Here is a 12,937-nt window from a genome sequence, read left to right as displayed (position 1 = left end):
TTGAAATGCTGAACCCTGTGGGAGCGGGTTCACCCGCGAATGCGATGGTGCATTCACTGCCGCATTCGTGGGTAAAACCGCTTCTACAGGGGATTTGCCTGGCATTTAGATAATGCGGACTTTCAGGGCGCGGCCCTTGATCTTGCCGCTGTTCAGCCGCTGCATGGCCTGCTTGGCCAGCGCCCGCTCCACGGCCACAAACGCCTGAAAGTCGAAGATGGCAATCTTGCCCACCTGCTTGCCCGGGATGCCGGCATCACCGGTCAAGGCCCCCAGGATGTCGCCAGGGCGCAGCTTGTCCTTGCGGCCAGCGGCAATGCACAGCGTGGTCATCACTGGCAGCAGGGGCTCGCCGCCCTTGTTTTTCAGGCTGTCCAGCTGGTCCCAGCGCAGCGGGCTCTTCTGCAGCGCTTCGATGGCCTGGGCGCGGTGGCCTTCGGCCGGAGCCACCAGGCTGACCGCAATGCCTTTCTCGCCGGCGCGGCCGGTGCGGCCCACGCGGTGCACGTGGATTTCCGCATCACGTGCCAGTTCCACGTTGATGACCATGTCCAGGCCATCGATGTCCAGACCGCGGGCGGCCACGTCGGTAGCCACCAGCACCGAGCTGCTGCGGTTGGCGAACATGGTCAGCACCTGGTCACGGTCGCGCTGCTCCAGGTCGCCGTGCAGGGCCTGGGCGACGATGCCCTTGGCGGTCAGGTGGGCAACCACGTCCTCGCATTGCTGCTTGGTGAAGCAGAACGCTACGCACGACTGCGGGCGGTAGTGGCCGAGCACGCGGGTGACGGCTTCCAGACGTTGTTGCGGGTCAATCTCGATGAAACGCTGCTCGATCTGGTTGTCGGCGTGCAGGCTCTCGACCTTGACCTGCTGCGGGTTGCGCATGAAGTCGGCGGCCAGTTGCTTGATGCCGGCCGGGTAGGTGGCAGAGAACAGCAGGGTCTGACGGCGCGACGGGGTCTTGCCGATGATGCTGGCGATGGCGTCGAAGAAGCCCATGTCGAGCATGCGGTCGGCTTCGTCCAGTACCAGGGTGTTCAACCCGTCCAGTACAAGGGTGCCTTTGTCCAGGTGCTGCTGGATGCGCCCTGGAGTGCCGACGATGATGTGTGCGCCGTGCTCCAGCGACGCGATCTGTGGGCCAAGCGAAACACCGCCGCACAGGGTCAGGATCTTGATGTTGTCCTCGGCGCGGGCCAGGCGGCGCAGCTCCTTGGCCACCTGGTCGGCGAGCTCGCGGGTAGGGCAGAGCACCAACGCCTGGCAGCCGAAGTAGCGCGGGTTGATCGGGTTGAGCAGGCCGATGCCGAAGGCGGCGGTCTTGCCGCTACCGGTCTTGGCCTGGGCGATCAGGTCCTGGCCTTTGAGGATGACAGGCAGGCTCTGGGCCTGGATAGGCGTCATCGAGGCATAGCCGAGGGCGTCCAGGTTGGCCAGCATGGCAGTGGACAGCGGCAAGGTAGCAAAGGCGGTGGATTCGGTGGTCACGAGGCGGGCCTGCGTTGCGAAGCGAAAAATGCCGCACAGTCTACCAGCCTCGTGGCCATTCGCCCTACGACTCCATGTGTTGTTCCGGACGACGGGCACGCCTTCCGTCCGTCGGCGCCAGTTGCAGGAAGATCGCCGCCGCCAGCATGGCCATTACACCGATGGTGACGAAGGTCAGCTGGAACGCGCCCAGGGTGGTTTCCACGCCCTCGGCGCTGCCTGCCGCAGTAAAGCCACCCAACAGTGCGCCGGCGCAGGCCACGCCCAGGCTCAGCGAAAGTTGCGCGACCACCGACAGCAGGCTGTTACCGCTGCTGGCGCTGGCATCGTCGAGATCGATGAGCGTCACTGTGTTCATCGCCGTGAACTGCATGGAGTTCACGGCACCCAGAAGGCCAAGTTGCACCAACAGCAGCCAATAGGGCGTCTGCTCGTCCACCAGGCCCAGGCTTGCCAGCAGGATGCCCAGCAGCAAGGTATTACCGGTCAGAATGATGCGATATCCGAACCGTTCGATCAGCGGTCGGGCAATGGACTTGGCCAGCATGGCCGCCACCGCCAGCGGGATCATGCTCATGCCTGCCTGGGCGGGCGAGTAGCCCAGCGCGACCTGCAGCAGCAACGGCACCAGGAAGGGCAGAGCGCCGCTGCCCAAGCGGGCGAACAGGTTGCCGAGGATGCCGATGGCGAAGGTGCGCACGCGGAACAGGCTGGGCGAGAACAGCGGCTCCGGGTCGCGCCCGGCTCGCAGCCAGTACGCGGCCAGGCAGGCCATGCCGGCGAACAGCAGCAACATTACCCGCAAGTGCGGCAGGTGCAGCTCGCCCAGGCCTTCCATTGCAATGGTGATCAGTACCATCGCTGCGCCAAACAGCAGGAAACCAGGGCCGTCGAAGGTGGTGCGCTCGGCGCCGCGCAAGTCCGGGATGAACTTCCACACGGCAATGCAGCCAAGCAGGCCGACTGGCAGGTTGAGCAGAAAGATCCAGTGCCAGCTGAGGATTTCCACCAGCCAGCCACCGACCGTTGGACCCAGCAATGGCCCGAGCAGACCGGGGATGGTGATGAAACTCATGATCCGCACCAGCTCGCTGCGGGGGTAGGCGCGCAGCACCACCAGCCGCCCGACCGGCAGCATCAGTGCACCGCCCAGGCCCTGCACGACGCGGGCGAAGATCAGGAAGCCAAGGCTGTTGGCTACGGCGCACAGCAGCGAACCAAAGCTGAACAGCAAGATGGCGCTGAAGAAGATGCGCTTGGTGCCGAAACGGTCGGCGATCCAGCCGGAGGCAGGGATCAGCAGGGCCACGGTGAGCATGTAGGCAATGATCACACCCTGCATGCGCAATGGGTCTTCGGCCAACGAGCGGGCCATGGCTGGCAGCGCAGTGTTGAGGATGGTGCCGTCCAGGGACTGCATGAAAAAAGCGATGGCCACCACCCAAGGGATCCAGCGGGCGGTGACGGGGTCCAGCGGGGTGCGTTCGGGCATGACTTCCTCGTTTGTCAGTGCCAGCCTCTTCGCGGGTACCCGCTTCTGCAAGGGTTTGGCGCCCCCTGTAGGAGCGGGCTTGCCCGCGATAGGGCCATCAATGCCTATTACAATGTCAGGGTCAGGCCTTTGACCAGCGCCCCGGGCAAATGACTCGACCCAGTACTGCGCTGCCCGTAAGTACTGGTGGACAGGATCATCTCGCGCTCCTGGGTCAGGTCCTCAAGCTGGCTGCCCAGCAAGCTGTACAGGCTGTCATCGAAGCGCATGGTACTCACCGGCCCCTGGATCTGCCCGTCTTCTACCCAGAAGGTGGCGAAGCGGGTCAGCCCGGTCATGCGCGCCGCTGGCAGGTCCGAGTAGTTCAGGTACCACAGGTTGCTGATGTACAGGCCGGTGCCCAGCCGCTCAAGGATCTGCGCACTGGCCAGATTGCCCGGCGCCAGGCTGAGCGCACAGGGCGACTCATAGCCGTCGGCGCCATTGGCCTGCAGCTCGAACTCGGCCGCACTGCGCGCACTGATCAACTGCTGCCGGGCCTCGCCTTGCTGGATCAGCGGCACATCCAGACGCGGCGCACCTTCATCGGAAAATGCCGGGCTAAGTGAGCCACTTACCTGCTCGGTAAAACTCACCAGCGGGCTAAGCCGTGCATCGCCGTTGTACAGGCGCTGCAGAGCGCTGTTGCCAGTGGCCAGGGCTTGCGCGGAAAAACCGCCCCAGCACAGCATGCCGGCGACTTCGTCCATGGCCGCAGGTGCAAGGTAGGCGCGGTAGGTGCCGGGCTTGAGGGTAACTGCCGGGCGACCGAGGAAGCCCAACTGCTCTCGTGCTTGGCGCAGGCGTGCGGTGAAGTCGTCGGCACTCCAGGCCTGGCCGGCATAGTTGGCCTTCACCGCCTGGCCATTAGCGTGGAACAGACTCCAGTCGACGTTGAAACTGTTGGCCTGGTGCCAGCCGAAGGCGCCGAACGAGCTGGCGAAGCCCCGGCAGACCGGGCCGGCGGCATAGATGCCGACCAAGTCCAGGTCGCCTGCTTCACGCTCGAGCAGATCCAGTACTTCGTTCAGTGCGGGCAGGGGGTGTTCCTGCACGCTATGGCTGTGCCAGGCATTTTCGTCCAGGCGCAGGTAAGGGTCGAGGGCCAGCAGCGGCAAGGTCTGACGCAACTGCTCGAGCGCAACGTTCAGGCGCTGGCGATCCAGTTGTGCGTCGCCACTCAAGGTCACCTGCTGTTCCGCCTGGCGCCCATCGCGCACCAGCCGCAGCTGCGCGCTGGCCTGGCTGACTTCGCCGGCCTGGCGCACCTTGGCATGGTTGAAACGCACGAACTGCGATTGCTCGGCACTGTAACCGAGGGTGAACTGCTCGCCTGCCTGAAGGGCGGCGTGCACATCCCCGACCAGGTTTTCGAAAGCGTGCTTCATCAGGCGTCTCCTCCGAATACATCGATCTGGCGGAATACACAGGCCGGCGAGGCATGGCCGACCCGCACCACCTGATTGGGTTCGCCCTTGCCACAGTTGGGCGTGCCCAGCACCTGGAAGGTACTGTGGTCGCCAACCGCCGACAGGTTGCGCCAGAACTGCGCGGAGATGCCGCGGTAGTTGGGGTTCTTGACGATGCCCTTGAGCTCGCCATTTTCAATCAACTGGCCCCATTCGCAGCCGAACTGGAACTTGTTGCGCGCATCGTCGATGGACCAGGAACGGTTGGTACGCATCAGGATGCCGTGCTCGATGCCCTGGATCAGTTGCGGCAGGCTTTGCTCACCAGGCTCGATGTTGAGGTTGGCCATGCGGTCGATCGGCGCGCGGTTCCAGCCGCAGGCACGGCTGTTGGCCACGCCGTCCAGGCCAGAGCGGAACTGAGACAGCGCGCCACCCAGCGGGCGCAGCAGCAGGCCGTCGCGTATCAGGAATGCTTTGCTGGCCGGGGTGCCGTCGTCGTCATGACTGTAGCTGGCCAGCTCTTCGCCAATGGTCGGGTCGAAGGTCACGTTCAGCAGGCTGGAACCGTACTGCAGGTGGCCGAAGTCGCTGGCTTTGACGAAGCTGGTGCCTGCGTAGTTGCGCTCGTCGCCGAGAATGCGGTCCATCTCCAGCGGGTGGCCGATGGATTCGTGAATCTGCAGCATCATCTGGTCCGGCATCAACAGCAGGTCACGCGGGCCGCTGGGGGTGTTCGGTGCCAGCAACAGTTGCAGCGCTTCGTCGGCCACCCGGCTGGCCGCGCCGACCAGGCCACAGCGCTCGATGATCTCGAAACCACCCTGTTGGCCGAAGTTGTCGCGGCCCAGGCTGCGGCTCTGGCTGTCCTGGCCATCGCTGGCAGTTACGCCAAGGCCCGGGAACAGGAAGCGCTGGGCGTGGCGCAGCTCGGCGCCGGCCGAGTTGAGGTAGGTTTGCTCGACCAGGCTCAGCCCCAGGCTGGCCTGCCAGTCCACAAGGCGGCTGTCCCTGGGCACGCTGGCCGATTCATCGGCGAGCAGGCCAAGGCAGTCGGCGAGGCTGGGTACGGGTTGGTCGAAGTTGGGCGAGACATGGTCGTGGCGTGCGCTGGTCACCGCTTGTTCGCGCAGGTCCAGCAGGCTGTGCCGGGCGATCTGCCGCGCCAGCGCCTCGGCTTGCTCAAGGGCGCGCTGCAGGCCAGCCTGGGACAGGTCGGCGGTGGCAGCGTAGGCCTCCACGCCATTGACCCGCACGGTGAGCATGGCGCCCTCATCCTGGCTGAAGAAGGGTGGTTCGGCGACGTTGCGGCGAACTGAAAGCGCCTGGTGCGACTGTTTTACATGGCGCAGGGAAAACAACTCGGCCGTACTGCGCAGCGCGGCAAAGCGCTGGCGCAGCAGGGCGCTGGAATCGAACATGCGGATGCCTCCGTGTACACGGTGGCTCCCCCTAGAACCACCCGTCTTGCATGGCGAGGCAGGTATCGTCGTGTGCCTCGAGCAATGCCAGCTCATTATGGCAGCCCGGTACTTCCCAGGTCAGGAAATAACGTGCGGCTTGCAGCTTGCCGAGGTAGAAGTCGCGATCAGCAGCGCTTGCCTTGAGCAGGCCAAGCTCGGCGTGAACCGCCTGCTCAAGCCAGCGCCAGCCGATCACGCAGTGGCCGAAGGCCTTGAGGTACAAGGCAGAGTTGGCCAAGGCACCAGCGACTTTGCCTTGGGCCAGATCGCCGAGCAGGGCCAGGGTTACGCCTTGCAGGCGGTTGACCAACTGCTCCAGCGGCTGGCGCAGCAGGTCCAGGTTGGGGTGATGGCTGGCGCGCTCGCCGGTGGTGGCGATCAGGCGGATCAGTTGCTTGAGGCCGGCACCATTGTTCTGCGCCAGCTTGCGGCCGAGCAAATCGAGCGACTGAATACCTTCGGTACCTTCGTGGATCGGATTCAGGCGGTTGTCGCGGTAGTACTGCTCGACCGGGTATTCGCGGGTGTAGCCGTGGCCGCCGAGAACCTGGATCGCCAGTTCATTGGCCTTGAGGCAGAACGTCGAAGGCCAGGATTTGACGATCGGGGTCAGCAGGTCGAGCAGCGCCTGCGCTTGGTTGCGCGACGTTTCGTCGTCGGCGGTCTGGGTATCGTCGAACAGGCGCGCTGCGTACAGGCCCAGGTCGAAGGCGCCTTCTACATAAGCCTTTTGTGCCAGCAGCATTCGTTTCACATCGGTGTGCGCAATGATCGGTACTGCCGGGCTGAGCGGGTCTTTGCTGTCCGGCAGCCGGCCTTGCGGTCGCTGGCGGGCGTACTCCAGCGAATACAGGTAGCCGGCGTAACCGAGCATGACCGCCCCCATGCCAACGCCGATACGTGCTTCGTTCATCATCTGGAACATGCAGGCCAGGCCTTGGTGCGGCTGGCCGACCAGGTACCCGACGCACTGGCCATTGTCGCCGAAGTTCAGGGCTGTGGAGGTGGTGCCGCGCCAGCCCATTTTGTGGAACAGCCCGGCCAGCAGCACATCGTTGCGCGGGCCACGGCTGCCGTCCGGGTTTACGTGGTACTTGGGCACGATGAACAGCGAGATGCCCTTAACCCCGGGCGGGGCGTCCGGAAGCTTGGCCAGCACCATGTGCACGATGTTTTCCGACAGTTCGTGGTCGCCGCCGGAAATGAAGATCTTGTTGCCTTTGAGTCGGTAGCTGCCGTCGTCTGCTGGTTCAGCACGGGTGCGGATGTCGGCCAGCGAAGAGCCGGCGTGGGGTTCGGTCAGCGCCATGGTGCCGAAGTAGCGGCCCTCGATCATCGGTTGCAGGAACAGGCGCTTCTGTTCATCGGAGCCGAAGCTCTCGATCAGGTTGGCCGCGCCCATGGTCAGGAATGGGTAGGCTGTGGTGCCCGCGTTGGTGGCCTGGAAGTGGGCGAAGCAGGCTTGCGAGACCAGGCTGGGCAGCTGCATGCCACCAACCTCGAAGTCCCGGTTGGCGTTGAGGAAGCCGGCTTCGAGGAAGGCGTCGACGGCGGGTTTTACTTCGGGAATCAGTTCGGCGCGGCCATCCACATAGCGTGGTTCGTTTTCGTCGGCCTTGCGGTTGTGCGGGGCGAAATACTTCTCGGCGACGGTACGCGCGGTGGTCAGTGCCGCATCGAAGGTTTCACGGCTGTGTTCGGCGAAGCGCGGGCGTTGGGTCAGGGCTTCGGCGTCGAGGACTTCGTAGAGCTCGAAGGCGAGGTTGCGGGGGCTGAGCAAGGTCTCGGGCATGGTGGCGGTCCTGAGGCGGGATGCTGCGAGTGTAGGGGCCTGGTGCGGGAGGGGACAGGTTAATAGGTGTGAGTGATATTGTTTTAGAAAGGGCGAGCGCCATGGCTTTAAGGGGATGGCGTTAGAGGTGCGTCGTCTGGGAGACCGAGCGCCGCCCGCGCGGCGCATCGCGAGCTGCGCTCGCTCCTACGTTTGTTTCGGGTCGGTTATTTCTGGGGGATTTGCGCGCGGGCGCTTTGGGGCATGTCGCGATATTGCGCCGAACAAACAAAACGGTCGCGCGCGCCTGTCACGGGCGTTACTGGCCCGAAACAGATGTAGGAGCGAGCGCAGCTCGCGATGCGCCGCGCGGGCGGCGCTCGATTTCAGCAACGGCATAACATCCACGGCAAACATGCCCGGCCATTGCGCAACCTCATGCCATGCGGTGTGGCGTGCCATGCGCCATGGCTTTAAGGGTATGGCGTTAGAGGTGCGTCGTCTGGGAGACCGAGCGCCGCCCGCGCGGCGCATCGCGAGCTGCGCTCGCTCCTACGTTTGTTTCGGGCCAATTATTTCTGGGGGATTTGCGCGCGGGCGCTTTGGGGCATGTCGCGATATTGCGCCGAACAAACAAAACGGTCGCGCGCGCCTGTCACGGGCGTTACTGGCCCGAAACAGACGTAGGAGCGAGCGCAGCTCGCGATGCGCCGCGCGGGCGGCGCTCGATTTCAGCAACGGCATAACATCCACGGCAAACATGCCCGGCCATTGCGCAACCTCATGCCATGCGGCGTGGCGTGCCATGCGGTGTGGCTTTGAGGGTATGGCGGCAGAGGTGCGTCGTCTTGGAGACCGAGCGCCGCCCGCGCGGCGCATCGCGAGCTGCGCTCGCTCCTACGTTTGTTTCGGGCCAATTATTTCTGGGGGATTTGCGCGCGGGCGCTTTGGGGCATGTCGCGATATTGCGCCGAACAAACAAAACGGTCGCGCGCGCCTGTCACGGGCGTTACTGGCCCGAAACAAACGTAGGAGCGAGCACAGCTCGCGATGCGCCGCGCGGGCGGCGCTCGATTTCAGCAACGGCATAACATCCACGGCAAACATGCCCGGCCATTGCGCAACCTCATGCCGTGCGGCGTGGCGCGCCATGCGGTGTGGCTTTGAGGGTATGGCGGCAGAGGCGCTCGGTCTTGCAGGCGCAGAAAATGTTGTGGCGAGCCCCAGCCCCCCAAACCCAATCTCAAGACAAACGCCCATAAAAAAGGAGAGCCGAAGCTCCCCTTTTTCAGCAACCCTCAGCTTCAGCCAATGGTCATCAGGCTGGCGTTACCACCCGCCGCCGCAGTGTTCACGCTCACCGCCCGCTCGATCACCAAACGCTCCAGCGCAATCTGGTGATCACCGCTGGACAGCCCGTGCACCCCAACGATCGCCCCGGCACGTTTGGCCACCTGCTGGCATACGCCGCGCAACTGGTCCGAGTCGCCATGGTGGATCACGGCGTCGAACGCCACTTCATCCTTGTTCCAGTCCGCGACCAGCTTCACCTTGGCCTGCAGCTCACGCGGCAGGCGGGCGCGCAGGGCTTTGCCCGGTTCACCGTCAACCCATACCGCCGAGCTGCCAACGGCCAGTACTGCGGCCAGCTGCGCCAGCAGGTCGGTTTCGTTGTCGGCCAGGCACAGCACGTGCTCACGCGGCAAGATGGTGTAGCTGTTGCGCTCGCCGGTCGGGCCGGGCAGCAGGCGGGCGATGCCGCTCTGCGACTGGCTGGCGAACTGGCTGCACAGCGCGACCAGGTCGGCCAGCTGGTTGCTCTCGGCCCAAGCCTTCAGGCCGTGCAGTGGCTTGACCAGCTGTTCGTGCAGGGTGCGGTCCGGCTTGCCTTCGCCGTCCTGCTGCTGGAAGTGGTGGCCAATGGCGTCGGCCGGACGGGTCGACAGCAGGCGGTACAGGTACAGCGGGCCGCCGGCTTTCGGGCCGGTGCCAGACAGGCCTTCACCACCGAACGGCTGCACGCCCACCACGGCACCCACAATGTTGCGATTGACGTACATGTTGCCGGCATTGGCGGTTTCCACCACTTTGGCAATGGTCTCGTCGATGCGGGTGTGCACGCCCAGGGTCAGGCCGTAGCCGGAGTTGTTGATCTGCTCGATCAATTGGTCCAGGTTGCGGCGGTTGTAGCGCACCACGTGCAGTACGGGACCGAAGATTTCACGCTTCAGTTCGTCGAAGCTTTCCAGTTCGATCAGGGTCGGCATGACGAAGGTGCCACGCTTGATCTCGGCAGCATCGGCAATGGCCACTTGGTAGACCGAGCGGCCTTTCTCGCGCATGCCCTGAATGTGCTTCTCGATGCCGGCCTTGGCTTCGGCGTCGATCACCGGGCCGATGTCCACGGCCAGGCGGTCCGGGCAGCCCAGGCGGCTTTCAGCCATGGCGCCCTTGAGCATTTCGATTACGCGGTCGGCGGAGTCTTCCTGCAAGCACAGCACACGCAGGGCCGAGCAACGCTGGCCGGCACTGTCGAAGGCCGAGGACACCACGTCGATCACGACCTGTTCGGTCAGTGCCGAGGAGTCGACGATCATCGCGTTCTGGCCGCCGGTTTCGGCGATCAGCGGGATCGGGCGGCCCTGGTTGTCCAGGCGGCCAGCGACGTTGCGCTGGAGCAGGCGGGCCACTTCGGTGGAACCGGTGAACATCACGCCTTTGACGCGTTCGTCTCCTACCAGGCCGGCACCGACGGTTTCACCGCGGCCTGGCAGCAGTTGCAGCACGCCTTCGGGGATGCCAGCTTCCAACATCAGGCGCACGGCCTGGGCGGCGATCAGCGGGGTTTGCTCGGCAGGCTTGGCCAGTACCGGGTTGCCGGCAGCCAGGGCTGCGGCCACCTGGCCGGTGAAGATCGCCAGCGGGAAGTTCCAGGGGCTGATGCACACCACCGGGCCCAGCGGGCGGTGGGCGTCGTTGCTGAAGTCGTTACGTGCCTGCACCGCGTAGTAGCGCAGGAAGTCCACTGCTTCACGCACTTCGGCGATGGCGTTGGCAAAGGTCTTGCCGGCCTCGCGGATGAGTAGGCCCATCAGCGGCTGGATTTCGGCCTCCATCAGGTCGGCGGTGCGTTCCAGAATGGCAGCACGCTCGGCTGGCGGGGTGGCCTGCCAGATCGGCGCGGCGTTCAGTGCGCACTGGATGGCGTGGTCCACGTCGGCAACGGTGGCTTCTTGCACGTGGCCAACCACGTCGCGGTGGTCCGCCGGGTTCAGTACCGGTGCCGCAGCGCTCTCGCTGGCGGCGCAGGCCAGCAGCGGGGCAGCCTTCCAGTCGTTGTGAGCGGTGGCCAACATGGCGCAGGACAGCGATGCCAGACGGTGTTCGTTGGCCATGTCGATGCCGGCCGAGTTGGCCCGTTCAGTGCCATACAGATCGCGTGGCAGCGGGATACGCGGGTGCGGCAGACCGATACTGCCTTCCTGGGTACCCATGCGCTCGATGCTGGCCACCGGGTCGGCGACCAGTTCCTGGATGGAAATCGAGTGGTCGGCGATGCGGTTGACGAACGAGGTGTTGGCGCCGTTTTCCAGCAGGCGGCGCACCAGGTAGGCCAGCAGCGTTTCATGGGTGCCGACCGGCGCGTACACGCGGCACGGGCGGTTCAGCTTGCCATCGGCAATCTTGCCAACCACTTGCTCGTACAGCGGTTCGCCCATGCCGTGCAGGCACTGGAACTCGTACTGGCCCGGGTAATAGTTCTGCCCGGCAATGTGGTAGATGGCCGACAGGGTGTGGGCGTTGTGGGTGGCGAACTGCGGGTAGATGGCTTCTGGCACGGCCAGCAGCTTGCGGGCGCAGGCCACGTAGGACACGTCGGTGTACACCTTGCGGGTATAGACCGGGTAGCCTTCCAGGCCTTCGACCTGAGCACGCTTGATCTCGCTGTCCCAGTAGGCGCCTTTTACCAGGCGGATCATCAGGCGGTGGCGGCTGCGCTTGGCCAGATCGATGACGTAGTCGATCACGTACGGGCAGCGCTTCTGGTAGGCCTGGATAACGAAACCGATGCCGTTCCAGCCAGCCAGGGATGGCTCGAAGCACAGGCGCTCGAGCAGATCGAGCGAAAGCTCCAGGCGGTCGGCTTCTTCGGCGTCGATGTTCAGGCCGATGTCGTACTGCTTGGCCAGCAGCGTCAGCGACAGCAGGCGCGGGTACAGCTCTTCCATCACGCGCTCGTACTGGGCACGGCTGTAGCGCGGGTGCAGTGCCGACAGCTTGATCGAGATGCCTGGGCCTTCGTAGATGCCGCGGCCATGCGAGGCCTTGCCGATCGAGTGGATGGCCTGCTCGTAGGACGCCAGGTATTTCTGCGCGTCGTGCTCGGTCAGTGCTGCTTCGCCGAGCATGTCGTAGGAGTAGCGGAAGCCTTTGGACTCGAAGCGGCTGGCGTTGGCCAGTGCTTCGGCAATGGTCTCGCCGGTGACGAACTGCTCACCCATCAGGCGCATGGCCATGTCGACGCCCTTGCGGATCATCGGCTCGCCGCTCTTGCCGATAATGCGAGTGAGCGAGGAGGTGAGGCCGGTTTCGTTGTGGGTGCTGACCAGCTTGCCGGTCAGCAGCAGCCCCCAGGTGGCGGCGTTGACGAACAGCGACGGGCTGTTGCCCAGGTGTGGCTGCCAGTTGCCGGTACTGATCTTGTCGCGGATCAGCGCATCGCGGGTGCCTTTGTCGGGGATACGCAGCAGGGCTTCGGCCAGGCACATCAGCGCCACGCCTTCCTGAGACGACAGCGAGAACTCCTGCAGCAGGCCCTGGACGACACCGGCACGGCCGCCGGCGCTTTTCTGATTGCGCAGTTTTTCAGCAATGCTTGCGGCCAGCTTGTTAGTGGCTTCGGCCAGCGGCGCGCTCAGGCGCGCCTGCTCCAGCAGCATTGGCACCACTTCCTGCTCGGGGCGGCGGTAGGCAGCGGTGATTGCCGAGCGCAGTACCGACTGCGGCAAGATGCTCTCGGCAAATTCGAGGAAGCACTGGTGGCTGTGGTCGGCCTGGATTTCACCGGCATCGTCGGCCGGGTTGCTGGCATGACCGTTGAGTTCGGTCAGGGTTGCGCCACCCTCGAGCTTCTCCAGGTAATTGAAGATCGCTTGCTTGATCAACCAGTGAGGTGTGCGGTCAATGGACTGCGCAGCTGCTTTGAGTCGCTCACGGGTCGGGTCGTCGAGTTTGACCCCAAGGGTGGTAGTCGCCATTTCTTATCCTCGTT

At 64.5% G+C, this 12,937-nt stretch carries 6 protein-coding genes; all 6 read right to left on the bottom strand.

What is annotated here, in order from left to right; translation table 11 throughout:
* Positions 1-105 precede the first annotated feature (105 nt).
* The gene (dbpA, locus tag AC3B5Q_RS23580) at positions 106-1,443 is read right to left on the bottom strand and encodes an ATP-dependent RNA helicase DbpA (RefSeq protein WP_235776642.1); all 1,338 of its coding nucleotides are present in this window, start codon (positions 1,441-1,443) and stop codon (positions 106-108) included.
* A gap of 112 nt (positions 1,444-1,555) precedes the next feature.
* On the bottom strand, positions 1,556-2,983 hold the full coding sequence (gene mdtD / locus AC3B5Q_RS23575; protein WP_021783790.1) for a multidrug transporter subunit MdtD: 1,428 nt from the start codon (positions 2,981-2,983) through the stop codon (positions 1,556-1,558).
* Between the two features lie 107 nt (positions 2,984-3,090).
* A complete protein-coding gene (locus AC3B5Q_RS23570) occupies positions 3,091-4,410 on the bottom strand; it encodes a TldD/PmbA family protein (protein WP_103469616.1) in 1,320 nt (439 codons plus the stop codon).
* Complete coding sequence (locus tag AC3B5Q_RS23565) at positions 4,410-5,852, bottom strand: TldD/PmbA family protein (protein ID WP_135192901.1); 1,443 nt, start codon at positions 5,850-5,852, stop codon at positions 4,410-4,412. The genes AC3B5Q_RS23570 and AC3B5Q_RS23565 overlap by 1 nt, the downstream gene beginning before the upstream one ends.
* Positions 5,853-5,883: 31 nt before the next feature.
* Positions 5,884-7,686, bottom strand: coding sequence for an acyl-CoA dehydrogenase (locus tag AC3B5Q_RS23560; RefSeq protein ID WP_028697113.1), 1,803 nt, complete (start codon positions 7,684-7,686; stop codon positions 5,884-5,886).
* A gap of 1,283 nt (positions 7,687-8,969) precedes the next feature.
* Positions 8,970-12,923: a trifunctional transcriptional regulator/proline dehydrogenase/L-glutamate gamma-semialdehyde dehydrogenase gene (putA, locus tag AC3B5Q_RS23555; protein WP_021783845.1), complete on the bottom strand. Its 3,954-nt coding sequence runs from the start codon at positions 12,921-12,923 to the stop codon at positions 8,970-8,972.
* Positions 12,924-12,937: the final 14 nt, after the last annotated feature.

Source organism: Pseudomonas sp. D5(2026), from assembly GCF_057766845.1.
This window is presented reverse-complemented; position numbering and strand designations above follow the sequence as displayed.